This is a genomic window from Afipia sp. GAS231 (assembly GCF_900103365.1).
Classification (GTDB): Bacteria; Pseudomonadota; Alphaproteobacteria; order Rhizobiales; family Xanthobacteraceae; genus Bradyrhizobium.
In genome coordinates, this window is record NZ_LT629703.1 from 6738319 (window position 1) to 6762559 (window position 24241).

20 protein-coding genes are annotated in these 24241 nt (G+C 62.3%); 13 read left to right on the top strand and 7 right to left on the bottom strand.

The genetic code is table 11. The features are described 5' to 3' along the window. The first annotated feature begins 86 nt into the window (after positions 1 to 86). From rpiA to gor, 3 genes are all read left to right on the top strand, one after another. On the top strand, positions 87 to 794 hold the full coding sequence (gene rpiA / locus BLS26_RS31560) for a ribose-5-phosphate isomerase RpiA (RefSeq protein WP_092516370.1): 708 nt from the start codon (positions 87 to 89) through the stop codon (positions 792 to 794). A 33-nt stretch (positions 795 to 827) separates the two neighbouring features. Then, positions 828 to 1367: a DUF2059 domain-containing protein gene (locus tag BLS26_RS31565; RefSeq protein ID WP_092516371.1), complete on the top strand. Its 540-nt coding sequence runs from the start codon at positions 828 to 830 to the stop codon at positions 1365 to 1367. Between the two features lie 85 nt (positions 1368 to 1452). Beyond that, positions 1453 to 2841: a glutathione-disulfide reductase gene (gor, locus tag BLS26_RS31570; RefSeq protein ID WP_092516372.1), complete on the top strand. Its 1389-nt coding sequence runs from the start codon at positions 1453 to 1455 to the stop codon at positions 2839 to 2841. 60 nt (positions 2842 to 2901) lie between these two features. Here the strand turns inward: gor and BLS26_RS31575 are convergent, their stop codons facing one another. Then, the gene (locus BLS26_RS31575; RefSeq protein ID WP_157676639.1) at positions 2902 to 5280 is read right to left on the bottom strand and encodes a S8 family peptidase; all 2379 of its coding nucleotides are present in this window, start codon (positions 5278 to 5280) and stop codon (positions 2902 to 2904) included. Positions 5281 to 5377: 97 nt separating this feature from the next. Further along, positions 5378 to 6031: an AAA family ATPase gene (locus BLS26_RS36550; RefSeq protein ID WP_197681293.1), complete on the bottom strand. Its 654-nt coding sequence runs from the start codon at positions 6029 to 6031 to the stop codon at positions 5378 to 5380. A 1291-nt stretch (positions 6032 to 7322) separates the two neighbouring features. Here BLS26_RS36550 and BLS26_RS31590 point away from each other — a divergent pair. Next, the gene (locus BLS26_RS31590) at positions 7323 to 8174 is read left to right on the top strand and encodes a 3-hydroxybutyryl-CoA dehydrogenase (RefSeq protein WP_092516375.1); all 852 of its coding nucleotides are present in this window, start codon (positions 7323 to 7325) and stop codon (positions 8172 to 8174) included. Between the two features lie 109 nt (positions 8175 to 8283). After that, complete coding sequence (locus tag BLS26_RS31595; RefSeq protein ID WP_092516376.1) at positions 8284 to 9207, top strand: 2-dehydropantoate 2-reductase; 924 nt, start codon at positions 8284 to 8286, stop codon at positions 9205 to 9207. 866 nt (positions 9208 to 10073) lie between these two features. Here BLS26_RS31595 and BLS26_RS31605 read toward each other — a convergent pair. Next, entirely contained in the window at positions 10074 to 10976 is a 903-nt protein-coding gene (locus BLS26_RS31605; RefSeq protein WP_092516378.1) for an alpha/beta fold hydrolase, read from the bottom strand. 176 nt (positions 10977 to 11152) lie between these two features. Here BLS26_RS31605 and BLS26_RS31610 point away from each other — a divergent pair, with 176 nt between their 5' ends. Genes BLS26_RS31610 through BLS26_RS31620 form a run of 3 tightly spaced genes read left to right on the top strand, consistent with a single transcriptional unit; the run spans position 11153 to position 14693 of the window. Then, positions 11153 to 12541: a class II 3-deoxy-7-phosphoheptulonate synthase gene (locus BLS26_RS31610; protein ID WP_092516379.1), complete on the top strand. Its 1389-nt coding sequence runs from the start codon at positions 11153 to 11155 to the stop codon at positions 12539 to 12541. Between the two features lies 1 nt (position 12542). Further along, complete coding sequence (locus tag BLS26_RS31615) at positions 12543 to 12896, top strand: diacylglycerol kinase (protein WP_092516380.1); 354 nt, start codon at positions 12543 to 12545, stop codon at positions 12894 to 12896. Positions 12897 to 12941: 45 nt separating this feature from the next. Further along, complete coding sequence (locus BLS26_RS31620) at positions 12942 to 14693, top strand: NAD+ synthase (protein WP_092516381.1); 1752 nt, start codon at positions 12942 to 12944, stop codon at positions 14691 to 14693. 10 nt (positions 14694 to 14703) lie between these two features. Here the strand turns inward: BLS26_RS31620 and BLS26_RS31625 are convergent, their stop codons facing one another. Together BLS26_RS31625 and BLS26_RS31630 are read right to left on the bottom strand one after the other, a co-directional pair. Beyond that, positions 14704 to 15873, bottom strand: a complete 1170-nt coding sequence (locus tag BLS26_RS31625) for a DUF2865 domain-containing protein (RefSeq protein WP_092516382.1) — start codon at positions 15871 to 15873, stop codon at positions 14704 to 14706. 167 nt (positions 15874 to 16040) lie between these two features. Further along, a complete protein-coding gene (locus tag BLS26_RS31630) occupies positions 16041 to 16364 on the bottom strand; it encodes a hypothetical protein (protein WP_092516383.1) in 324 nt (107 codons plus the stop codon). Between the two features lie 304 nt (positions 16365 to 16668). Here BLS26_RS31630 and cysS point away from each other — a divergent pair, with 304 nt between their 5' ends. Genes cysS through cimA form a run of 3 tightly spaced genes read left to right on the top strand, consistent with a single transcriptional unit; the run spans position 16669 to position 20182 of the window. Continuing rightward, complete coding sequence (gene cysS, locus BLS26_RS31635) at positions 16669 to 18075, top strand: cysteine--tRNA ligase (protein WP_092516384.1); 1407 nt, start codon at positions 16669 to 16671, stop codon at positions 18073 to 18075. Further along, the gene (locus tag BLS26_RS31640; protein ID WP_092516385.1) at positions 18075 to 18587 is read left to right on the top strand and encodes a GNAT family N-acetyltransferase; all 513 of its coding nucleotides are present in this window, start codon (positions 18075 to 18077) and stop codon (positions 18585 to 18587) included. Before cysS ends, BLS26_RS31640 begins: the two co-directional genes overlap by 1 nt. Then, positions 18584 to 20182, top strand: a complete 1599-nt coding sequence (gene cimA / locus BLS26_RS31645) for a citramalate synthase (RefSeq protein ID WP_092516386.1) — start codon at positions 18584 to 18586, stop codon at positions 20180 to 20182. The genes BLS26_RS31640 and cimA overlap by 4 nt, the downstream gene beginning before the upstream one ends. A 142-nt stretch (positions 20183 to 20324) precedes the next feature. Here cimA and BLS26_RS31650 read toward each other — a convergent pair whose 3' ends face one another. Further along, complete coding sequence (locus BLS26_RS31650) at positions 20325 to 21998, bottom strand: carboxypeptidase regulatory-like domain-containing protein (RefSeq protein WP_157676640.1); 1674 nt, start codon at positions 21996 to 21998, stop codon at positions 20325 to 20327. Between the two features lie 337 nt (positions 21999 to 22335). On the opposite strand from BLS26_RS31650, the gene BLS26_RS31655 reads away from it, so the two are divergent. Beyond that, positions 22336 to 23172 carry an SMP-30/gluconolactonase/LRE family protein gene (locus tag BLS26_RS31655; protein ID WP_244541754.1) on the top strand — a complete coding sequence of 279 codons (837 nt, stop codon included), beginning with the start codon at positions 22336 to 22338 and terminating at the stop codon, positions 23170 to 23172. Positions 23173 to 23228: 56 nt separating this feature from the next. Then, positions 23229 to 23606 carry a VOC family protein gene (locus BLS26_RS31660; protein ID WP_092516389.1) on the top strand — a complete coding sequence of 126 codons (378 nt, stop codon included), beginning with the start codon at positions 23229 to 23231 and terminating at the stop codon, positions 23604 to 23606. A gap of 12 nt (positions 23607 to 23618) precedes the next feature. On the opposite strand, the gene BLS26_RS31665 is transcribed toward BLS26_RS31660, so the two are convergent. Further along, positions 23619 to 24218 carry a TIGR00730 family Rossman fold protein gene (locus tag BLS26_RS31665; RefSeq protein ID WP_172804737.1) on the bottom strand — a complete coding sequence of 200 codons (600 nt, stop codon included), beginning with the start codon at positions 24216 to 24218 and terminating at the stop codon, positions 23619 to 23621. Positions 24219 to 24241: the final 23 nt, after the last annotated feature.

The following is a 24241-nucleotide window of genomic DNA, read 5'->3' on the forward strand; positions in this document are numbered from 1 at the left end:
CAAAACGACGCTAGAGAAGCGTCACCGGCGGGGTTCCCCGCGAGCGTCCGGTTTCCGGGCCGGTTCCTGAAAGGCACTGTTTTCACGTGGATATGGACGCACTGAAACGGCAGGCGGCGGCAACAGCGCTGGAGCATGTCCGCGACGGCATGCAGCTCGGGCTCGGCACCGGCTCGACCGCGAAACACTTCGTCGATCTCTTGGGCGAAAAGGTCGCCGCCGGCATGAGGGTGGTGGGGGTACCGACCTCGGAAGCGACCCGCATCCAGGCCGAGCAATGCAGAATTCCGCTGACCACGCTGGACGCGATCGACCGGCTCGACCTGACCGTCGACGGCGCCGACGAGGTCGACGGCGCGCTCAACCTGATCAAGGGCGGCGGCGGCGCACTGCTGCGGGAAAAGATCGTGGCCGCGGCCTCGGATCGCATGATCGTGATCGCCGACGAGACCAAATGGGTCGATGTCCTCGGCCGTTTTCCCCTGCCAATCGAAGTGATCCCGTTCGGGTTGGCGGCGACGCAGCGGGCGATGGCGAAAGCCTTTGCCGAAAGCGGCGTTTCCGGGCAAATGGTGCTCCGCAAGGGCAAGGACGGCCACGTTTTTGTCACCGATGGCGGCCACTGGATTATCGACGCCCATCTCGGACGGATCGCCGATGCGCCGCGCCTGGCCGGGCTGCTGAACCCGATCCCGGGCGTCGTCGAACACGGCCTGTTCATCGGCCTCGCCACCACGACCGTGCTGGCGGGCGCCCAGGGAATTCGCGTCGTTACAGGAAATTCGCGTAGCTGAAGGCGGCAACGCCGCACATCGAGGAGAATTGGAATGAAGAGCTTTTCACGAGTAGCGTCGGCTGCCGCCCTCGCATTGGGACTGGCGCTGGCAGCCGCCCCGGCCAGCGCGCAGCAGAAGGACGCGCCGCCAGCAGCAACGCCGCTGAAGCCGGCGTCGCCGGCAGCCCTTGCGGCGGCCAAGGACATCCTGACCATGAAGAACGCGGCCGCGATGTACGCCAACGCCGTTCCCAACCTGGTCGCGCAGACCAAGAACGGCCTGATCCAGAACAACCTCAACTACCAGAAGGATCTCGACGAGGTCGCGGTGATCGTCGCCAAGCAACTGGCCGGCCGCGAAAAGGAAGTCGGCGACGCCATGGCGCAGATCTACGCCAACGAGTTCACCGAGCAGGAACTGAAGGACCTGGTGACGTTCTACAAGTCGCCGCTGGGCGCCAAGCTGCTCGCCACCGAGCCCCGCGCTATCCAGTTCAGCATGTCCTACATGAACCAGTGGGGGCAGCAATTCGCGGCCACCGTCGACAGCGCGTTCCGTGCCGAGATGAAGAAGCGCGGCAAGCCGATCTGATCGAGCTATCGCGTGATCCAAACGATACTATATTAACTGGAGCCCGGTCCTTAGGATCGGGCTTCAATTTCTTGAGGACAGGACTATGGCTGAGTTCGACGTCGATCTGTTCGTCATCGGGGGCGGCTCGGGCGGCGTGCGCGCCGCGCGGATCGCGGCCAACCACGGCGCCAAAGTCATGGTCGCCGAGGAATACCGGATGGGCGGCACCTGCGTGATCCGCGGTTGCGTGCCGAAGAAGCTGTTCGTGATCGGCTCCCATATCAAGCACGAGATCGAGGACGCCGCGGGTTTTGGCTGGACCGTCGGCGACGTTGCCTTCGACTGGCCGACGCTGGTCGCCAACAAGGACAAGGAAATCGCGCGGTTAGAGTCCATCTACACCACCAATGTGGAAAAGAGCGGCGCCAGGGTCGTGAAGACGCGCGCGGTGCTGGAAGACGCCCACACCGTTCGGCTGATGACCGGCGAAAAGGTCACCGCAAAATACATCCTGATCGCGACCGGCGGCGCGCCCAACCACGGCCCGGCATTTCCCGGCATCGAGCACGTGATCTCCTCCAACGAGGCGTTTCACCTGAAGGAACTGCCGAAGCGCATCGTGATCCAGGGCGGCGGCTATATCGCGCTGGAATTCGCCGGCATCTTCAACGGCTACGGCTCCGACGTCACGGTGATCTATCGCGGCGACAACATCTTGCGCGGCTTTGACGAGGACGTCCGCAGCCACGTGCGGACCGAGATGGAGAAACAAGGCATCACCATTCTCACCGGCTGCACCGTCAACAAGGTCGACAGGCACGGCCACGAATTTACCACGCACCTGTCGAACGGGTCGAGCATCGCCTCGGACCAGGTGATGTTCGCGATCGGCCGGCATCCGAACGTCGGGGGTCTCGGACTGGAAACGGCTGGCGTCGCCATCAACCCGAACAACGGCGGCGTCGCCGTCGACGGCTGGTCGAAATCCTCCGTCGACAACATCTATGCGATCGGTGACGTCACCCACCGCCACAACCTGACCCCGGTCGCGATCCGCGAGGGCCATGCCTTCGCCGACACCGTGTTCGGCAAACGCCCCGTGCAGGTCGATCATGCCACCATCCCGACCGCGGTGTTCTCGCAGCCCGAAGTCGGCACCGTCGGCCTGACGGAGCAGGAGGCCCGCGCGCAGTTCTCCCATGTCGATATCTACAAGACCGATTTCCGCCCGATCAAGGCGACGATGTCCGGCCGCGACACCCGCATCCTGATGAAGCTCGTGGTCGACGGCGCAAGCGACCGCGTGCTCGGCTGCCACATCGTCGGCGACGCCGCCGCCGAAATCACCCAAGCCGTCGCGATCGCGGTGAAGCTGAAGGCGACGAAAGCCGATTTCGACGCGACCATCGCGCTGCATCCGACCGCGTCCGAAGAACTGGTGACGATGCGGACGCCGACGGCAAGGTATGTCAGGGAAGCGGCGGCGGAGTAGGGGGGCGTCAACCCAGGACGGCGCACCGTTGTGATGACGCGTCCAAATATTTAGCGCTCCCTAGGGACCGACCCGAACTGGTGCGCGCGGTTTTAACGCCAAAGGCGCTCGTACCTCTTCGTAAATCGGCAGGGTTTCATCGTCGGTCTCCAGCGTGGCTACCAGCCCAAACCGAACAAGGTCTGGCAGTTGGTCGCCTTGATCTGGGTCTCGAGCAACGCGAAGTTCGACCGCGTCGCCAGCAACGAAATTGCGAGCGGCCATGCCCTCCCAAAAGCGGTGATAGATGGTTCCTCGCGGTTTCCTATCTGGTTGTCCGTCCAGCGCCCGCGTGCATATCGCCTTATACTGAGGTTCTTCAACCTTCAAACGAACGCCGCGGTAGGCGCGACGACCAGATTGGACCGGCGTAAACCAAGCCAACGTTACGCTCAATTTCCGCGGTCCCCGCACACCGGACAGCGATATGGGGAGAGGAAGGCTGAATACCTTTGCTTCGTTCTCCCCTATCACACCTTCTCCCCAGAGCGTGGCTCGTGAACTTATGCAGCCGAGTACTTCCTCGACGTCTGGAACGCCGAAACCGAAAATGCGTTGTACATTTGCCTTCCGCTTGCCTCCCTCACTTGCACCTGGAGGACCAAATACGTCGTTTATCAGCAAACGGCTTTCCTCAGGAACGGATGCACGATGTACAAGAAGAGCCTTGATAATTACGGCACGGGCATCCGCCGGCAGCTGCATGAAATCCTCTCCATATGCAGTTTCAAGAGCATCATGGATGAGATGACATGCCCGTGTAGCGAGGGCCGTGGCTGCGCTCGTAGAACCTGAATGCTGCATCTGCGAGGCGACACCCGCTGCGTTGACGCCGGGCCCAGCAGCCCTCACTCCGCCGAACCTGTTGCCGCCGTCGAAAACAAGACGGGCCACAGTCGGATCGGTCTGTTGCAACAGCGCACGCAAACGTCCCCCGGGGAAAAGAAGGTCGGGCTTTATGGAGCTTCGATAGCCGAGGCCCATACGAGAGACAGGAGTTGCAAATATGCCGACTGGAAGAGGATCCCTGGATTGCCCCATGTCTGGTGCCGCCGCTATCTCGTCGTCGTGCAGCGCTCCAATCGCTAAACAGTTCATGGCCTCCGATGGAGGCAACAATCGGCGACTGTGCATTCCCCAATTTAGACCGGCTAGGGTGGCTCGAGTACGCTGCTCGCCACGACTATTCGCGAACGTCGCCATGTCCATATTAGGAATGAGAAGACTTCTGCAGTTGCCTGCGCTTACGAGAAAAAGAATGCCGTACGATGCGGCGAGCCAATCAATTGCACGCGCAAACGCGGAAATCCTGCTGCCAAACGGACGTTTTGCGTCACCAATCGACAGGTTCACGATGAGAACGTCTGGTGCCACAGGCGGAGAGCCAGCGTCGCCGACTTTCAGTCGCCGGATTGCTTGAACCAGAATGTCCACTATCAGTCGGTTGGCAGGCGGCGCTTCGTCCACAAAATTCGGATCATTCACCGCCGAATACATGATCGGCAGGAATACTAATCGCCTAGAGAGGGCCGGTTCGTTCTTTGCCAAGTCGCCGTGGATCACCAGAGATGCCATAGCGGTCCCGTGCATTCTGGGCCCAACAGTAATTCCCTCAAGTCCTAAAAAATCTTCGACTGTGACGCGCGCTCCAATCAGGACGTGATTTTGTTGCGGAACAGCGTCAAGGATGGCCGCGATGGGCGGGCCAAGTGCCGAAGCTTCAGATGAGAGTTCCGCAGGCTCAGTGTCAACCTCCGTAGAAACATTCAACACGCTTTGTGGTCTAATAGAAAAAACATCGACCAATCTCGCCAAGCTATCGTCAGCTCGTTGTGCAATGGCTACCGCCGCCTCGTTTTCCAAGTCGACCAATAACGCATCGTACGCGATTTCGGAAATTCGGGAGATGCTAGTAACTCTGCCGCCCGCCTCCTCAACCGACCGAATTACTTCCGTACGATGCGAAGTTGCAGTGTCTTCGTTTGGTTCGAAGGCAAGTTCAATTTCTAAACGCACGTTGGATTGAGGGTAGGTCGCCGCATCCTCTATAATCGCCGCGGCGTCTTCATCAGTCACTCGATCCTTCGGCCCCCACCTCCTTAAACTGTGAAGACACCCGAAGACCTTGGCCCACTTCGCGTGTTGGCCTAAATCGTCTTCGTCACTCCAGAGTTTCCAAAGCCGCAGCAACTCTTCGATAGCCCGCTGGTCGGGCATAGTCAGGTAGTAGTGGCCTTTGGTCAGAACGTCGTCGTCGTCAAACTCGACTTCGTCATCAGCAAGTATTCGAAGCCCAATGTCCTCGCATGCTTCCGCAAATATAATAAGTGGTCCCTTCGTCTCAAAAACGACCAACGTCTCGGGCGCAAGAGCATTTGGCTCATCTCTCAGAGTAAGCATATCTTCGCCCTGCTCAACTACTTGGCGAAGTCGATCAAAGATCGGGCCGAGCTGACGAGTTTGTCGTGTTCTCTGATATGCAGCCGGTTGAGGGATTCTACTTGGCGCGCCGCTTGCTCTTTTGGCGTTTCCGGGCGGATCGAACTTTAGTATTGGCTTGTCTTGGTCTCTTGGCATGTGGCACGGCCCCCAACCGCTTTGACCAAAGTATCATTTGCTCGTCAATCAAGCTCGCAGGCGAACGTTGGCCCAGTGCGAGGACGTTTTTTCTCTGAACGTCAAAAATAAACTCGGTGGCTTCTGCATAACTTAGCAGGCCAATTTTTTGGACGAGCTTCTTTGGATTGGCTGGGATGTCAGCAGCTTTAAATGCTTGAGAGAAGAATTCGGCAAGTTGATCGAATGAGGGGGCTGGCATGGCAAGTCGCAACTGAAATCGTCGCCATGCAGCCCGATCGAGGAGTTCAGGGTGATTGGTTGCCCCGATAATCACCACGTAACTAGGAAGTGCATCAACTTGCAATAGAAAATTAGCGACAACTCGCTTGATTTCTCCGGTTTCGTGTTCGTCTCCCCGCTCTTTGCCAATCGCGTCGAACTCATCAAAGAGGACCACACAGGGAATGGTTCTGAGGAAATCAAAAAGCCGCCCGAGCCGCTGTGCAGTTTCTCCGAGATAGCTTCCGATCAAAGCCTCATAGCGAACAGAAAAAAATGGGAGGGCGAGAGCTTCTGCCATCGCTTCAGCCAAGGCGGTCTTTCCATTTCCCGGAGGACCAGACAGGAGCACTCTATGTCGTGGTTGTAGTCCGTGGCTACGCAGTAGGTCACCGCGAAATTGTTCTTCAATTAGTTCTCGGCACTGCTGCTCAACTTCAGAAGCTAGAAATAAGTCGGAAAGTCTCTTCGTTGGCTTTGTCTCTAGGATCAGTTCGCGCCCGGAAATGGGCCTCGGCGCACCCGGGAGTTGGGTTGAGCTGATTTGCGAGTTGAGAGCGCGTGTTAGTTTGTCCGCAAGTGCGTCATGCTGTTGAGCACGCTCCTCCGCCGCAATGGTTTCAACGGTCGTTCGGAGCATCGTCCGGTCACCGGTCGTAGCTGCCCGAACAAGCGAAATCAAAAGATCAGATCGAGCCATTACCGCGTCGCCTCTACCCCTGATCGTTTGCAGGGCCCACAGATCGATAACATGTCGATTGGCGAAAGGACACTTGCGCGCTCGCAGACTTAGCGCCCATTCGAGCTCCCTGTGGACAGCAGCGCGAAGGGGCGGACTTGGAATGGCTCGCCTATGACCGCAAAGGACCGGCACCGACAAATCATACGGCAAGTGACCGAGGTCCAGTTTTGGCGAGGGCCACTCGTTGACGCCTTAGGCCTTGATAAATCTCACATATTTTTCGTGCGTCGCCGTTCCTCTCGCGGTTTGCTTTTACTTCAACGTATTCGCGAGCGTGAACGTTCGAAAGCATCATTGGGCAACCATTGGTCCTGCCCAATCACCGCTCCTCGCTCCGGACGCACCCACTTGTACGGCGTAATTTGCTGCGTCCCGGTCAGCTTGATGATGTGCATCGGCGGCGCGTAGCGGCCCTTGCGGCAGTTGCACTCCACTTCCAGAAGGCCGAGTCCGCCGTTGAGCATTGCCGGATGGTGGGTGAGGGCTGCGCCGGGCCGCCATAGCCTCCCATCCGGATCGACCAGGCAAAGCCTCCTCATGGTCGGCTTTGCGGATCCTGTTTGGCTTCCGCGCGCGCGGCCTCGGCGCGGATGCGCGCGCCCATGATCTGGCCGCCCCAGATGACCTCGCGCGATCTCGTGCTCATGAGGGCATTACAGCGGTGCTACGCCACTAGGATTGGCGGGCGGGAACGCGCTGGCCACACCACGGCTCGGTCAATGCGCCGTCCGATACCGGCATTGCGATTCGGTCCGCGGCGATTTTCGCGGGCGGACGAGGGGGGCTTCCAACAGACTACCTCTCCCCGCCGCCCTCTGCTAACGCTATCCGCCAGCACAGGGATAACGGAGTTAGGTGACCCATGATTGAGCAGATCGGTATCGTCGGCGCGGGCACGATGGGCAACGGGATCGCGCAAGTCTGCGCGGCGGCGGGGTTGTCGGTGACCATGACCGATATTTCCGATGCCGCGCTGACGCGGGGCATGTCGGTCGTGACCGGCAGCCTGGAGCGGCTGGTCAACAAGCAGAAGATGACCGACGCCGACCGGCAGGCGGCGCTGGCGCGCATCGCCACCACGACCGACAGCGCCAAACTCGCCAATTGCGATCTGGTGATCGAGGCCGCGACCGAGAACGAGGATCTGAAGATCAAGATTCTGAAGGATCTCTGCACCAAGCTGCGGCCCTCCGCGCTGCTCGCGACCAACACCTCTTCGATCTCGATCACCAAACTCGCCGCCGCCACCGACCGGCCGGATCGCTTCATCGGCATGCACTTCTTCAATCCGGTGCCGCTGATGGCGCTGCTGGAATTGATCCGGGGTTTTCAGACCTCCGACGACACTCACGCCAAGGCCGCCGAATTTGCCAAGCGCATCGGCAAAGTCGCGGTGACCGCAAAGAACAGCCCGGGCTTTGCGGTCAACCGCATCCTGTGCCCGATGATCAACGAGGCGATCTTCGCGCTGGCCGAAGGCATCGCCACCGCCGAGGATCTCGACGCCGGCATGAAGCTCGGCTGCAACCACCCGATCGGGCCGCTGGCGTTGGCCGACATGATCGGGCTCGACACCATGCTGTCGGTGATGGAAGTGTTTTACGAGGGCTTCAACGATCCGAAATACCGGCCCGCGCCGCTGCTGAAGGAAATGGTCGCCGCCGGCCATCTCGGCCGCAAGACCGGGCAGGGGTTTTACAGTTACGGGAAGTAACTTCGTAGGATGGGTGGAGCGAAGCGATACCCATCACTGACATGCGCGCCGGTATCGATGGGTATCGCTGCGCTCCACCCATCCTACAAATCAAAAACAAGGAAACGTCATGCGTATTGCGGTTGTCGGCGCCGGCGGCGTCGGAGGCGGATTTGGTGCGGCGCTGGCGAAAGCGGGCGCTGATGTCACCTTCATCGCGCGCGGCGCGCATCTAGCGGCCATGAAGAGCCAGGGCCTGAAGGTCGTCGGCGGCCGCGGCGAAACCCATGTGGTGCCGACGCAGGCGACCGACGATCCCAACAGCATCGGCATGGTCGATGTGGTGCTGTTCTGCGTCAAGCTGTGGGACGTCGAGAGCGCGGGCGAGGCGATCAAGCCGCTGGTCGGGCCGAACACCGCCGTCATCCCGTTGCAGAATGGCATCGATGCGCCCGAGCGTCTGTTGCCGATCCTCGGGTCCAAGGCTGTCATGGGCGGCGTCGCGCAGATCAGCGCCTCGATCACTGCGCCCGGCGTCATCACCCAGGTCGGCACCTTCATGCGCATGATCTTCGGTGAGCTCGACGGCAAGATCACCAAGCGCGGCGAGGATTTTCTCGCGCTGTGCCAGAAGGCCGGCTTCGACGCGACGCTCAGCGATCAGATCGTCACCGAACTCTGGATGAAGTTCGTGCTGCTCGCCAGCAATTCCGGCATGACCGCGGCGACGCGCCAGCCGCTCGGCAAGCTGCGCGACGATCCCGATGTGCGCCCGATCATGCTGGCGTCGTTCCAGGAAACCATCGATGTCGCCCGCGCCAAGGGCATCAAGTTGCCATCGGATGCGCTCGACAAGGTGCTCGGCTTTGTCGGCCACGCGCCGCCGGCGATGAAGGCGTCGATGGCGCTCGATCTCGACCGCGGCAATCGTCTCGAACTGCCCTGGCTCAGCGGCAAGGTCGTAGCCTTAGGGCGCGAACTCGGCGTCCCGACGCCGACGCACGGCATGCTGTACGCGATGCTGAAGCCTTACATCATGGGCACGCCGGCGTAAGCGTTTTGCTGTCATCACCCGCGAAGGCGGGTGATCCAGTATTCCAGAGACGCCAATGATTGAATCGAAAGGCCGCGGCGTACTGGATCGCCCGGTCAAGCCGGGCGATGACAGCGTGGTTGCGTCGTCACGGCGCGCGCGGATACCGAGTCGGGTCGCCGCGCAACGGCGAATTGAAGCCGCGCGGTGCGACAAAATAGCCCGACGGGCAAATCACCAAAAATCTGTCCAGCCCCTCGGATAAAAATATTTCCGTTGCAACGTCGGGCAAATCGGAAGTTTAACTGCGCCCGTCTCCCGCGATGAGAGGGGCGCTCGCGATCGTCACGAACGTGCGGTGAGATGCGGTGGACGCGATGGTGCGAAAGACGAGCGCACGGTTGCGTACGGTGAAATCGTTTGGGTCCGACGCCCCGGTGCTGGCGTCAAGTCGGTGGAAGCGAAAGCTGAAGCGGATGATGGTGGCAAGAAAGCCGGTCACCAGGACGACTACGTATAAGCCGTAAAGCCATTGCGTGGGGGAGGCCGGTGTGCTCACCGCTGAACCTGTATGCTCGTGGGCAGCATATCCTTTTGCAACACGCCTGCGAGACCGCGGGTGCAGCGCGCACCCGGTCTTCCCCACGCCCTCTATCTTTCGAGGGTGGTTGATTGCAAAACTTCGGGCGCATCGCGCCGCGAGAAGGCTAGCGCATGTTTGAAATGCGAACGACGGCATCTCCACGTCATTGCGAGGAGCGAAGCGACGAAGCAATCCATCTATCCGTTATGCCGCGCGATGGATTGCTTCGCTTCGCTCGCAATGACGTGGATGGGCCGCAGCGCGGCACAGGCGCCAGCAAGGCCGGGGCGACACGCGGAGAGACCTATTCCCCCGCCTGGATCCACTCCGCCGCCCCACGCCACAGCGTGTCGCGGTGCTCGGCGCGGAAGAAGCCCATGTGGCCGATCGAGGTGACGCCGGTGTCGGCGGGGGTCACGGTGATGATCTCGGGCTTGATCGAGGTGAAGCCTGCGCACAACAGTTCGACCGCCGGCCGCGTCGCCCAGGGATCGTCGGACAGGCACAGCGCGCGCAACGCGCCCTTGTACTTCGGAAAATTCTGCAACGCCTCGAGCTTGGAATCGAAGAGATAGCGCGGGCTCATCACCCAGGAGACCCATTGCAGGAACGCATCCTTCGGCAGGTCCATGCCGAGCCCGGCCTTGCCCGGCATGTAACCGAGCGCGCGGGTGAGGGGGAGGCCGACGAAATTCAGCAGCGCGTAGACGCGATAGCGTTCCGGCACGGCCATCAGCTTCCAGTAGCCGGCCTGTGCCGCGATCAGGAGCGCGCGCGAAATCTCGCTGTTGTTCGGCAACAGCCCGAGCGCCTGGCCGCCGAAGGAGTGCCCGACATAGGCGAACGGCATGCCGTGATAGCGTTGGCGCATCCAGGCGACGGCGGCGGTGATATCCTGCGCCGCCCAGTCCGACATCGAGGCCTTGAAGCCGACCAGCGACTTCGGCTGGTTGTAGCCGGTCAGCGCCTGCTGCCGGGAGTCGCCCGTGCCGCGATAGTCGTAGGTCAGCACCGCGCAGCCGCGCTTGGCGAGATAGCCGGCAAAGCCGCGATAGAGCTTGCGATGGACCGCCGTGGCCGAATTGATCAGGACGGCGTTGCGCTTGGCGCCGCGCGGCAGAAACAGCGTCGCCGCCAGCGGATAGCCATCGGCTGCCGGCAGCGTGATATCGTCGACAAAGACGTCGTCCTGAGCCGGCGCGGCCACCGCGTCCCCTCCTTGAGGCTTCTTGCGAGCGCCACAGCAAATGCGAATTCGGCTTTCCCCGCAAGGGCTTGACGAAACAGCCGGAAATCTGGCTGGCGGTGGGAGGAACGCCTGTGTATAACGCGGCCGTTCGCGACTTTCCGGTAAGTAGCGGTTTTTGCTCAGGAGTTAACCCCATGTCCGAGCGGTGGACACCCGACAGTTGGCGCACCAAGCCGGTGCTGCAAGTGCCCGATTATCCCGATGCCAAGGCATTGGCGGATGTCGAGGCCCAGTTGGCCACGTTTCCGCCGCTGGTGTTCGCTGGCGAGGCCCGGAATCTGAAGAAGTCGCTGGGGCGCGTCGCAGCCGGCGAGGCCTTCCTGCTGCAGGGCGGCGATTGCGCCGAGAGCTTTGCCGAGCACGGCGCCAACAACATCCGCGATTTTTTCCGCGTGCTGCTGCAGATGGCGGTGGTCCTGACCTATGCCGGCGCGCTGCCGGTGGTGAAGGTCGGCCGCATCGCCGGCCAGTTCGCCAAGCCGCGCTCGTCGAACACCGAAAAGATCGACGGCGTCGAGCTGCCGAGCTATCGCGGCGACATCATCAACGACATCGCCTTCACCAAGGAAGCGCGCGTTCCGGATCCGCAGCGGCAGTTGAACGCTTACCGGCAGTCGGCGGCGACGCTGAACCTGCTGCGCGCGTTCGCGACCGGCGGCTTTGCCAATCTCGGCAGCGTGCACCAGTGGATGCTCGGCTTCCTGAAGGATTCGCCGCAGTCCCGCCGTTACAAGGAACTGGCCGATCGCATCTCGGACGCGCTGAATTTCATGCGCGCCTGCGGCCTCGATCTCGAAAGCCATCCCGAACTGCGCGCCACCGAATTCTACACCAGCCACGAAGCGCTGCTGCTCGGCTACGAGCAGGCCTTCACCCGGGTCGACTCGACAACGGGCGACTGGTACGCGACCTCGGGCCACATGATCTGGATCGGCGACCGCACCCGCCAGCTCGACCACGGCCATGTCGAATATTTCCGCGGCATCAAGAACCCGATCGGCCTGAAATGCGGCCCGTCGCTGAAGCCGGACGAGTTGCTGAAGCTGATCGACATCCTCAACCCCGACAACGAACCGGGACGGCTGACGCTGATCAACCGCTTCGGCTCCGACAAGGTCGGCGATCACCTGGCGCCGCTGATCCGCGCCGTGCAGCGGGAAGGGCGCGTCGTGGTCTGGTCATGCGATCCGATGCACGGCAACACCATCACCTCGACATCCGGCTACAAGACCCGCCCGTTCGACCGGGTGCTGTCGGAAGTAAAGTCGTTCTTCTCGATCCATGCCGCCGAAGGCACCCATGCCGGCGGCGTGCATCTGGAGATGACCGGTCAGGACGTCACCGAATGCATCGGCGGCGCGCGCGCCATCACCGACGAGGATCTCAACGACCGCTATCACACGGTCTGCGATCCCCGTCTCAACGCCGAACAATCCATCGACATGGCTTTCCTGATCGCCGAACTGCTGAAGCAGGAACGCGCCGGTAAGGAAAAGCCGATGCCGGCCGCAGCGGGACTCTGATTTGCTGCGAATCTGGCGGGCCACGGTCAACACGCGTAACGGATTAGTCTTTGCAATCCGGTCGGAGCAGGCTGTCCGCGAGGAAATTTTCGCGCTGGCCTTGTCGCTGCCGCTGGCCTGGCTGGTCGGCGCCAGCGCGATGCGCCGGTTCGAACTGGTCGCGGCGGTGGCGTTCGTGCTGGTGGTCGAACTGCTCAACACCGCGATCGAAAAACTGTCCGACCGCCTGACCACCGACCACGACCCGCAGATCGGCCGGGTCAAGGACATGGGATCGGCCGCCGTCGGCGTCGCGCTGCTGATAGCCGGCGGGTTCTGGCTGTTCGCCCTCGCCGAACGCATGGGCGCGATCTAAAGCGAGCATTTGCAGTTTGCTCTTGTGCAAGGCACCATCGGGCCCATGACCGAAACGACATTCACGATCACGCTGGCGCAGTTGAACCCGACGGTCGGCGACGTCGCCGGCAACGCCGCCAAGGCGCGCGCCGCGCGCGACCAGGCCAAGGCCGACGGCGCCGACCTTTTGGTGCTGCCGGAATTGTTCATCACCGGCTACCCGCCGGAAGATCTGGTGCTGAAGCCCGCCTTCCAGGCCGCCTGCCGTGTGGCGATCGAGGAACTGGCGCGCGAGACCGCAGGCGGTGGTCCGGCGGTGCTGATCGGCACGCCCTGGGTCGAGGACGGCAAGCTCTATAATGCCTGCGCGCTGCTCGATCAGGGCCGTATCGCCGCCCTTCGCTTCAAGGCCAACCTGCCGAACTACGGCGTGTTCGACGAAAAGCGCCTGTTCGCGCGCGGTCCCGCCGCGGGTCCGGTCACCGTCGGCGGCGTCCGCGTCGGCGTGCCCATCTGCGAGGACATCTGGCTCGAAGAGTCGGAGGAATACGAAAACGTCGTCGAATGTCTCGCCGAGACCGGCGCGGAAATCCTTGTCGTGCCGAACGGCTCGCCCTATGCGCGCGACAAGAACGATCTGCGGCTGTCGGTCGCGGTCGCCCGCGTCACCGAAAGCGGATTGCCGCTGGTTTACCTCAACCAGATCGGCGGCCAGGACGAACTGGTGTTCGACGGCGCGTCGTTCGCGCTGAATGCCGATCTGTCGATTGCCGCCCAATTGCCGGCGTTCGAGGAAAACATCACCACGCTGCGCTGGACCAAGGGCGCGGACGGCTGGCGCTGCAAAGGCCCGGTCGTGCCGCAGCTCGACGGCGACAAGGGCGATTACGCGGCCTGCGTGCTCGGCCTGCGCGATTATGTCCGCAAGAACGGATTTCCCGGCGTATTGCTCGGCGTCTCCGGCGGCATCGATTCAGCATTGTGCGCGGCGATCGCGGTCGATGCGCTCGGTGCGGAAAAAGTCCGCGGCGTAATGCTGCCGTTCCGCTTCACCGCGCAGGTGTCGCTCGACGATGCGGCGAAACTCGCCAAGGCGCTCGGCTTTCCCTACGAGGTGCTGCCGATTGCCGACGCCGTCAACGGCTTCGAGAAGATTCTGTCGGTGCCGTTCGCAGGCCTGCCACGCGACATCACCGAGGAAAATCTGCAGGCGCGTACCCGCGGCACGCTGCTGATGGCGATTTCGAACAAGACCGGCGCGATGGTGGTCACGACCGGCAACAAGTCGGAAATGTCGGTCGGCTACGCCACCATCTATGGCGACATGAACGGCGGCTTCAATCCGATCAAGGATATCTACAAGACCGAAGTGTTCCGGCTCTCGAGCCTGCGCAACGAATGGAAGCCGGACGGCGCGCTCGGTCCGTCGGGCGAGGTCATCCCGGTCAACATCATCGTCCGGCCGCCGACGGCGGAGCTGCGCGAGAACCAGACCGACCAGGATTCGCTGCCGCCCTACGACATGCTCGACGGCATCCTCGAACGTCTGGTCGAGCGCGAGGAGCCGCTGGCCGCGATCATCGCCGCCGGTTTCCCGGCCGACGTCGTGACGCGGATCGACCGGCTGCTCAATGTCGCCGAATACAAGCGCCGCCAGGCAGCACCGGGCGTCAAGGTGACGGAGAAAAATTTCGGCAGGGATCGCCGCTATCCCATCACCAACCGCTTTCGCGATAACGGCAAGCCGTTGCCCGAGCCCGACGACAAGCTTGTCGCCCGCGCCGGCCGCGCGTCGGCGGAGGCGTTCGAAGACTAGGCTACGAACGCTACTGCTTCGGCTGGATAAACGTCGGGCCGACGGTGCGGATCGACTTCTTCTCGTCGGTCGCCGCGGCTGGCTCAGGCGCGGTCGCCGGCGCCGGGGCGGTGGCCGTGGTGGCGGCGGGCGCCGCGCCCTTCTTGGCGGGCGTCGTTTTCACTCCCGGCTGCGCGCGCTGCTGCATTTTCCGCGCGCTCTCTTCGGTGACGATGATGTCGCCCTGCTGTTCGGCAGCGGCCTTGTCCTCGACCGATTTCAGCGCGTCGGACCAGGTCTGGCCCGCGGCCTTGCAGGCGCAGGAGGGGTTGAACTCGCTGCGGAACTTGAACGCGTTCGGCAGTGACGAGTAGGTCTGGCCGCTGATCGAGACCGCCTGGTTGATGTCTTCGCCGGGGTTGCGGTAGGTGAACAACGACGCTTCCGTCGCCGGGCACAGCGCTTTGCAGGTCTTCTCGTCGTCGGGAAACCGCGCCTGCACGGTCGCGAACGAGACCGGGAAATAGGCGCCGTCGCAGGTGCGGACGCAGACGGTGCGGAAGGTGCCGGACTGCGGACCGAATTCGGCAGCCGGCGGCGGGATCTGGTTGCCGTTGTTGCCGAACAGGTTGTCCATGAAGTTGCCGCCGCTGCGCGCGGCCGCGGCGTATTGCGGACCGCAATTGTTCTGCGCCAGCGCCGTCAGCACCGAGCGGCGCTGGTTTTCGCGGTCGGCGCCACCGATGCCGCCGCTGCGCAGACGCTCAAGGCTGGTGGTGATCTGATCGAGGTTGCCGCGCATCTGCTGGATCTGGTTGTTGACCGGACCGCATTTCTCCGACTGGCCGTTGAACAACGAGAAGAAGCCCGAACTTTCGCAACCCATCCGCTTGGCCTGCATCGTGACGCGATCGAGTTCGGCCTGCTGCTTGGCAGCGGCGTCCTGATAGCGGCGGATCTGCTCGTCCTTGGCCGGATCGCCACTTCCGGCACCGCGGTCGATGGTCGCCAACTGGCCTTCGAGCCGGACGCACATCGGATTGCTTTGCGCGGGGTTGGCCTGCGGCGCGCCCTGCGGAGCTGGTGGCGGGGCGCCCTGGCTCATCTGCGCCAACGCAGGCGCGCTCACGGCGACGAAGCCGAGCAGCATGGCGCCAGTCAGGATCCGGCGGGAGAAGAAGGCATTGGGTATTTCGAGCATATCCGGCCATCGAGGGGTTCCGCGCGGCTCGAAAGCCAGGGGGCGCGGCCATGGCGGCATGGTGCGGCCAAGGCCGCATCACATACCTGCTTCTCGGGGCAGCGTCACGTCGTTTCCGGGGCACGGGTGTGGCAAACCGCCCCTTGATTCGGCGCGGAAATACCCGTTCAGCGCTGGCAGGTGATGGCGACGTATTCGTTGCAGCCGCTGCCGGTGCATTTCTCATTCCCGACCTTGGGAACCGAGCCGGTAATCTCGTCGGGGTCGACGCGGCGATAGGCGGTGGCCTGAGCAAATTCCCGTGACTGGCAATAGGAGCGGGCGGCATGCGCGCCGCATTTGTCGCCCTTGGCCAGGCACTGATCGACACCGTAACCATCGGCCTGATTGGCGACGATGAAAACGCGGCTGTCCGCATGCGCGGCCGAGACGGCGAACAGAAGTCCGCAGACCAGGACTGCATTGAAAATGAATGCTGACGAAATTCGCATGGGCAACACCGGTGAGGGGGATTAAGGACCGCCCCTCAGGAATAAGCCCAAAGTGTTAATAATGATTAACCATGATCGCCCGACGGCATGTCAGAAGGCGGGCGGAGCGGCCAATTTCACCCCAAATCAGGCGCAAGCAAGGTCTTGACGCCGTGCCCCGGGCTGGGACATGGTGGAACCATGAACGGTCTCCTCGCCATCTGCAGCATTTGCCGCGAGATTATTAGCTAGCGATTCGCTGGCTGAGGCCGTCTTTTCTCAAAAATGAGATCACTGGACGCCCGGCCGCAACGGACGGATATCCATGTCATTACGCCTCTACGATACGTTGACCAAGGAGAAGCGGCCGTTCACGCCGCTCGATCCGAAAAACGTGCGGATGTATGTCTGCGGACCAACGGTCTACGACTTCGCCCATATCGGCAATGCGCGCCCGGTCATCGTGTTCGATGTGCTGTTCCGGCTGCTGCGGCACCTCTACGGCGCCGAGCACGTCACCTATGTCCGCAACATCACCGACGTCGACGACAAGATCAACGCGCGAGCGGTGCGGGATTTTCCGGGTCTGCCGCTGAACGAGGCGATCCGCAAGGTTACCGAAGTGACCGCTAACCAGTTTTACGCCGACGCTGTGGCATTGGGCTCACTGCCACCGACGTTCGAACCCCGCGCGACTGACTTCGTACTGCCGCGCGCGGACGGCAAGACGGATATGGTGACGCTCATCAAGCAGTTGATCGCGAGTGGTCACGCTTATGAAGCGGGCGGCGAAGTTCTGTTCGATACGGCGTCGATGCCGGACTATGGCGCGCTTTCGGGCCGCAAGCTGGAGGAGCAGCGACCGGGTGCGCGCGTCGCTGTCGATGCGCACAAGAAAAATCCGGGCGATTTTGTGTTGTGGAAGCAATCGTCCGGCGACGAGCCGGGATGGGAAAGCCCGTGGGGCAGGGGCCGCCCGGGATGGCACATCGAATGCTCGGCCATGAGTGCAGCCTATCTCGGCGACGTGTTCGACATCCACGGCGGCGGCCTGGATTTGATCTTTCCGCATCACGAGAACGAAATCGCGCAATCGCGTTGCGCGCATGGCACACCCGCGATGGCGAATTACTGGATGCACAATGAATTCGTGCAGATCGAAGACACCAAGATGTCGAAGTCGCTCGGCAACTTCGTCACGATCCGGGAACTGCTGGCCGATTGGCCGGGCGAAGTGCTTCGCCTCAATATGTTGAAGGCGCATTACCGCTCGCCGATGGACTGGACGTTGAAGGGATTGGAAGAAAGCGCAAAAACGCTCGACGACTGGTATTGGGTCGCCGCCGACATCAAGAGCGGACGGCCTTCCGATGCCGTCATCGCGGCGCTGTCGGACGACCTGAACACGCCGCAGATGGTCGCGTCGCTGCACGGTTTGCGGAATAGTGCTGCTTCCGGAAACGATGGAGATCGCGATCAGTTTGCTGCTTCCTTGCGCCTTCTCGGCTTCCTCTCCGAGAGTGCCGCCGCATGGAAGAGCCGAAAGCAGCAGGCGAGCGGCGTCGATGCGACGCAGGTCGATCGGCTGATCGCGGAGCGTGCCGCCGCGCGAGCGCGAAAGGACTTCAAGGAGTCCGACCGTATTCGCGACGAACTCGCCGCCATGGGCGTTGCCATCAAGGACGGCAAGGATGGCGACGGAAAGCCCGTGACCACCTGGGAGATCGCGTGATGGGGCAGACCTTGCCCAAACCTGGCTTGCGGCCGTTTTTGCCGGCGGATACGTCGATCCTGGCGGCGATCTTCGTTGCGGCGATTCAGGAGTTGACCGGCGACGACTACAGCGAGGCGCAGCAGGAAGCGTGGGCGGCGGTCGCCGAGGATGAAGCGACGTTCGGCAAACGTCTCGCCGGCCAGTTGACGCTGATCGCGACCTTGCAGAATTCGCCGGTCGGTTTCGTCTCGTTGAAGGGACCCGACCATATCGATCTGCTCTATGTGCATCCGGGCGCGGTGGGGCAGGGCGTTGCCACGATGCTGGTCGACGCGCTGGAAAAGCTCGCCGGCGCACGCGGCGCAAAAATCCTTACGGTCGATGCCAGCGACAATGCGGAACCGTTTTTCAAAAAGCGCGGTTATGTCGCCATGCAGCGCAACACCGTCACCATCAACGGCGAATGGCTCGCCAACACCACGATGCAGAAGACGCTGGCCGAAAACGCCGCGCCGGGAGCGCCATCATGAGCCGCGAACGCCTCTATCTGTTCGACACCACGCTGCGCGACGGCGCGCAGACCAACGGCGTCGATTTCACCCTGCATGACAAGCAGATCATCGCCGGCATGCTCGACGAACTCGGCATCGACTATGTCGAGGGCGGCTATCCCGGCGCCAACCCGACCGACACTGAATTTTTCGCCACCAAGCCGAAGCTCGACCACGCCAAGTTCACCGCGTTCGGCATGACCCGACGGCCGGGCCGCTCGGCCTCCAACGATCCCGGGCTCGCCGGCATTCTGGAAGCCAAGGCGGATGCGATCTGTTTTGTCGCCAAAGCCTCCGCCTACCAGGTGCGCGTCGCGCTCGAGACCACCAACGAGGAAAACATCGCCTCGATCCGCGACAGTGTGGCTGCTGCGAAAGCCGCCGGCCGCGAGGTGATGGTCGATTGCGAGCACTTCTTCGATGGCTACAAGGAAAATCGTGAATTCGCATTGGCCTGCGCCAAGGCCGCCTATGAATCCGGCGCACGCTGGGTGGTGCTGTGCGACACCAATGGCGGCACCATGCCGCACGAGGTCGAGACCATCGTCGGCGATGTCGTGAAAAACATCCCCGGTGGCAATGTCGGCATCCACGCCCATAATGACACCGAGCAGGCGGTGGCCAATTCGCTGGCCGCGGTGCGCGCCGGCGCGCGGCAGATTCAAGGCACGTTGAACGGGCTCGGCGAGCGCTGCGGCAACGCCAACCTCTGTTCGCTGATCCCGACGCTGCGCCTGAAGAACGAATTCTCCGACGCCTTCGAGATCGGGGTGACGCCGGAGAAGATGGCGACGCTGATGACGGTGTCGCGCACGCTCGACGACATGCTCAACCGCGCGCCGAACCGCCACGCGGCCTATGTCGGCGAAAGCGCGTTCGTGACCAAGACCGGCATTCATGCTTCCGCCGTGATGAAGGACCCGCACACCTACGAGCATGTGCTGCCTGAACTGGTCGGCAACCATCGCAAGGTGCTGGTGTCAGACCAGGCCGGCCGATCCAATGTGATGGCCGAGCTCGATCGTGCCGGCATCCCCTATGAAAAGAGCGATCCGAAACTGGCGCGGCTGGTCGAGGAGCTGAAGGAGCGCGAGACGGCAGGGTTCGCCTATGAGTCCGCCAACGCCTCGTTCGATCTGCTGGCGCGACGCACGCTCGGCCGGGTGCCGGAATATTTCCGGGTCGAGCAGTTCGACGTCAATGTCGAGCAGCGCTACAACGCCAACGGCCAGCGCGTCACGGTGGCGCTGGCAGTCGTGAAGGTCGATGTTGCCGGCGAGCACCTGATCTCGGCGGCGGAAGGCAACGGCCCCGTCAACGCGCTCGACGTCGCCTTGCGAAAAGACCTCGGCAAGTACCAGAAATACATCGAGGGTCTGAAGCTGATCGACTACCGCGTGCGTATCCTCAATGGCGGCACCGAAGCGGTGACGCGGGTGCTGATCGAGAGCGAGGACGAGCAGGGCGAAAGCTGGACCACGGTCGGCGTCTCCCCCAACATCATCGACGCCTCGTTCCAGGCGCTGATGGATTCGGTGATCTACAAGCTGGTGAAGTCAGGCGCACCGGCGTGAGATGAGGATTGTCATTCCGGGGCGCGAAGCGAACCCGGAATCTCGAGATTCCGGGTCTGGTGCTAACGCACCATCCCGGAATGACGAGGATAGGGATAGATGCGCGTCTGCATCGTCGAACTTTCCGCCCAACCGCAGTCCGTCACTCCAGCGGTTCGACCTTGACGATGGAGGCGCCGTCGTTGCTGCCGACCCAGAAGCTCACCGGCGTCGTGCTGTTGTCGACGAAGACGCGGCGGATATTGGTTGAACGTGGCAGCAGGTAGTCGACCATTTCGCCGGTGCTGGTGTTCAGCCGGGTCACCTGGTCGGTCACCATCGATCCGGTCCATGCATCCCCGTTCTTGTCGAGCACGACATCATAAGGCGCTGCCCAGCGGGTATTGAGCTTCCATTCCTTGAAGGCGCGGGTCTTGGTGTCGAACATTCCGATCCGGTCGCCGCGGTATTCGCCGAACCACAGCCGGTCCTGCGCATCCATGTTGCCGCGGCGCGGCGCGGAGCGCGGCGTCGGCGTCTGGAACAGCGAGACCTCGCCAGTCTTGGCGTCGATGCGCCCGATCTGCCCCTGGCGAAAATCGGTGAAGTAGGCGTTGTTGCCGGAGTCGGGAATGACGTCGTAGATATTATGCAGTTCGCCTTTCGGAGAACCCTTGAACGGTTCCCAAGTCTCGATCTTGCCGGTGGCGAGGTCGAGGCGGTGCACGCCGTTGTTCTGGGTCCAGACCTTGCCGTCGACATTGGATCGCTGTGGACTGACCATATTGATCTGCGCGGCGTCGATGTTGCGTTCCGCTGGCAGCGTCCAGAACTGGAATTTTTCGCTTGCCGGATCGAACTTGACGATCGTCGCCTGATACATGTTGCCGAGCCACAGATTACCCGCTGCATCGGCGCGCAGGCCAAGGCTGCCGGTCGGAGCATTCTCCCTGTGCATGGGGTAGGGGAATTCGGTGACCTTGCCGCTTGTGGGATCGAGCCGGCCGAGCTTTTGCTCCCCGAAGCCTGAGAACCAGACGATCCCGGCCTTGTCCACCATCACATCATGCGGCGCCATTTCCTCGCGCGGCAAGTCATATTCCGTGTAGACCACTTGCGTCGCGCGGCCCTTCGGGCGCGGCATCGGCTTCAGCGCATATTTCCATGGTTCGCTCTTGCTGAGATTGATCGTGCTCAGATAGTCCGCCACGGCGCGATAGACCTCGATCCGATCTTCGCCGCGCTCTTCCATCAAGCGTTCTGCGGGGCGCAATTGCGGATGGATCGGCAGGCTCTGCTGCACATAGCTCTGCATGCGCGGCAGGATCTGGGTCAGGAAGTCGTTGGAGTCATATTTCGAGCGCATGATGCGTTCGACCCGGTGGCAACCGACGCAGTTGAGCAGTTGATCCTTCTGCTTGTCGGTACCGGGAATACTTGAAAGCCATTCGCTGTTCGACAATTGCGCGGCGAGGTCCTTGGCCTTGCCGAGCCTGAGATCTTTCGTTGCGGCTTTCAGATCCGGGGCTCCGGTGGTCCCAATTTCGATGCTCTCGGGCTGATCGAGTTCGTAGCCGACAGCGCGCACGCCAATTGTATATCGACCGGGTCCGAGCCGGCTCGCCGGAAAGCTGTAGCGGCCATCCGCGCCTGACACGACCGTGACCGTGATGTTGGAGCCTGTTTTGGTGGCGCTGACCAGCACGCCTTCCATCGCTGCTTCCTCGGCCGAGCCGACCAGCCCGGTCAGCGCCGCGACTGGCGCTTGTGCCGAAGCGGTGGACAGAAACGCTGCGACCACAGCCACGCTGAAGGCGGCGAGAAGCGGATAACGCATGGTTCTCTCCCAGGCGGTTTCTTGTATTTGCGCCAGCATAGGCTGTGGCGCTTGCCCTCAGCAAGTCTGCAATCCGCCGATCCTCAGTTCGCGAAGGCTTCATCTTCCGCAGATCGCGCCGGGTGCCCGGTAGCGATCTTTCGCTGCGCAGCGAAATGCCGCGATGCGCCCGAAAACAAGATTTCGAGAGGTCGACCGCAGGTTGACCGAATGAGCATTCCTAATGTCTACCGTCCATGCCAAGCTGGGACCGACGTTCGCGATACGAACCTTTGGTCTGCGCAATTATCGGCGAGAGGTATGACGTATGCCCGGGGATGCGTCGACAGCGAGCAAGTTGAAAGTTCTGCTTGATGGCGGCCGCTATTTTGAAGGCCCGCGCTGGCATGCTGGCCGGCTCTGGTTCGTGGATTGTTTCGACCGGACGCTGCTGAGCGTGGGTCCGGCCGGGGACCGCCAGCAGCATGCAACGTTTGCGGACGACACGCCGTGCGGCCTCGGCATTTTGCCGGATGGCAGCGTCATCGTCTTGACGATGTTCCGGAAGCAACTGTTCAGATATGCCGACGGCCAATTGTCTGTTTATGCCGACCTTTCGCAGATTGCTGCCGGCACCATTGACGACATGATCGTCGACGGGCTCGGCCGCTGCTATGTCGGCGATCTCGGCTTCAACTTGCCGCCGCCGGCCGGCCGGGGCGCGGTCGGCCGCATCATCCTGGTCATGCCGAGCGGCGAAACGCGTGTCGTGGCTGACGGACTGAACTTTCCCAATGGCATTGCGGTATCTGCCGACAACCGCCGCCTCGTGGTGGCCGAAATGGATGGCGGCGGCCTGGCCGACTATGAAATCGGGACGGATGGCGGACTGCGCTTCCATGGCCGGTTCGCAACCGTGCAAGCGCCGGACGGCATCTGCCTGGACCAGGACCAGGCCGTCTGGATCGCATCGTACGACGAGGACGCCTTCATCCGGGTCGACCGCGAGGGGCGGGAGCTGCAGCGGATCGAGGTACCCGGTCGGCGCGCGATTGCCTGCGCGCTCGGAGGGCCTGTGCGGCGGACGCTGTTTTGTCTGAGTGCTGCGACCTCGCACGAAGAGATGCGGCAGCGCAAATCGTCTGCCCGCGTCGATGTCATCGACGTCGAGGTTGCCGGCGCAGGTTACCCCTGAGCCGTCGCGGCCACATTTCTCGCCACCGCTGACGAGATTCACAGGATGCATTTCACATGATCGACCACATTTCCGTCGGCGTCAGCGACCTCGAACGCTCGGCGCGCTTCTATGAAGCCACGCTGGCGCCGCTCGGCCTCTTGCGTCTGGTGACGCGTCCCGCGACCATCGGTTTCGGCAAAAACTATCCGGAGTTCTGGATCAACCTTCGCGTCGGCATGATGCCAGTCTCGCCGGAGAGCGGCACCCATATCTGCCTTCGCGCCAGATCCACCGGCGACGTCGATGCGTTTCACGCCGCAGCACTGGTCAGCGGCGGTCGTTCCGACGGCGCACCCGGGCTGCGCCCGCATGATCGTGTCCGGTACTACGCGGCGTTCGTGACCGACCCCGATAGCAACCGCATCGAGGCCGTGACATTTCCGGGCGAGTGATGCCGCGCGCGCCTACAGCCTTCTTGCCACTTCCGGCGCCATTTCCTGGACGGGGGCGCGGGCTGCGGCGGCGCGCAGCCGCGGCAGGATGTCCTCGACCCGTTCAGCCTTGAGAATGTCGATACTTAGCCCCGGGCGAATGAACTCGGTGACGCGCATATGCGAGAGCAGCGACAGCAGCGGTTCCCAGAAATTGTCGATATTGGCAAGCAGGATCGGCTTGTTGTGGCGGCCGAGTTGCTGCCAGGTCATCTGCTCGACCAGCTCCTCCAGCGTGCCGATTCCGCCGGGCAGGGCAACGAATGCGTCCGAGCGTTCGAACATCAGCCGCTTGCGCTCATGCATGTCGGGCGTGATGACCATCTCCTGCACGCGGGCCAACGCGTTTTCCTTGGCCCTGAGAAACTCCGGAATGATCCCGGTGACGGAGCCGCCGTGATCGAGGGCGGATCTGGCGACCGCGCCCATCAGGCCGACCGAGCCGCCGCCATAGACGAGGCGGATATTGTTCTCGGCGAACACCTTGCCCAGCGCGACCGCGGCTTCAACAAAGCGTGGATTGGTCCCGGAGCCGGAGCCGCAATAGACGCAGACGGTTTTGATTTGGTTCATCTTATTTATGTGGCACTGCAGCG

Excerpts from the sequence above, each read along its gene's own strand:
- BLS26_RS31565 (WP_092516371.1), top strand. The coding sequence starts at position 828 with ATGAAGAGCTTTTCACGAGTAGCGTCGGCTGCCGCCCTCGCATTGGGA.
- BLS26_RS31665 (WP_172804737.1), bottom strand. The coding sequence starts at position 24,218 with ATGAACCAAATCAAAACCGTCTGCGTCTATTGCGGCTCCGGCTCCGGG.
- cimA (WP_092516386.1), top strand. The coding sequence starts at position 18,584 with ATGAGCCGCGAACGCCTCTATCTGTTCGACACCACGCTGCGCGACGGC.
- BLS26_RS31620 (WP_092516381.1), top strand. The coding sequence starts at position 12,942 with ATGACCGAAACGACATTCACGATCACGCTGGCGCAGTTGAACCCGACG.
- BLS26_RS31625 (WP_092516382.1), bottom strand. The coding sequence starts at position 15,873 with ATGCTCGAAATACCCAATGCCTTCTTCTCCCGCCGGATCCTGACTGGC.
- BLS26_RS31590 (WP_092516375.1), top strand. The coding sequence starts at position 7,323 with ATGATTGAGCAGATCGGTATCGTCGGCGCGGGCACGATGGGCAACGGG.
- BLS26_RS31660 (WP_092516389.1), top strand. The coding sequence starts at position 23,229 with ATGATCGACCACATTTCCGTCGGCGTCAGCGACCTCGAACGCTCGGCG.
- gor (WP_092516372.1), top strand. The coding sequence starts at position 1,453 with ATGGCTGAGTTCGACGTCGATCTGTTCGTCATCGGGGGCGGCTCGGGC.
- BLS26_RS31640 (WP_092516385.1), top strand. The coding sequence starts at position 18,075 with ATGGGGCAGACCTTGCCCAAACCTGGCTTGCGGCCGTTTTTGCCGGCG.
- BLS26_RS31610 (WP_092516379.1), top strand. The coding sequence starts at position 11,153 with ATGTCCGAGCGGTGGACACCCGACAGTTGGCGCACCAAGCCGGTGCTG.
- BLS26_RS31575 (WP_157676639.1), bottom strand. The coding sequence starts at position 5,280 with ATGCTTACTCTGAGAGATGAGCCAAATGCTCTTGCGCCCGAGACGTTG.
- cysS (WP_092516384.1), top strand. The coding sequence starts at position 16,669 with ATGTCATTACGCCTCTACGATACGTTGACCAAGGAGAAGCGGCCGTTC.
- BLS26_RS31630 (WP_092516383.1), bottom strand. The coding sequence starts at position 16,364 with ATGCGAATTTCGTCAGCATTCATTTTCAATGCAGTCCTGGTCTGCGGA.
- BLS26_RS31595 (WP_092516376.1), top strand. The coding sequence starts at position 8,284 with ATGCGTATTGCGGTTGTCGGCGCCGGCGGCGTCGGAGGCGGATTTGGT.
- BLS26_RS31650 (WP_157676640.1), bottom strand. The coding sequence starts at position 21,998 with ATGCGTTATCCGCTTCTCGCCGCCTTCAGCGTGGCTGTGGTCGCAGCG.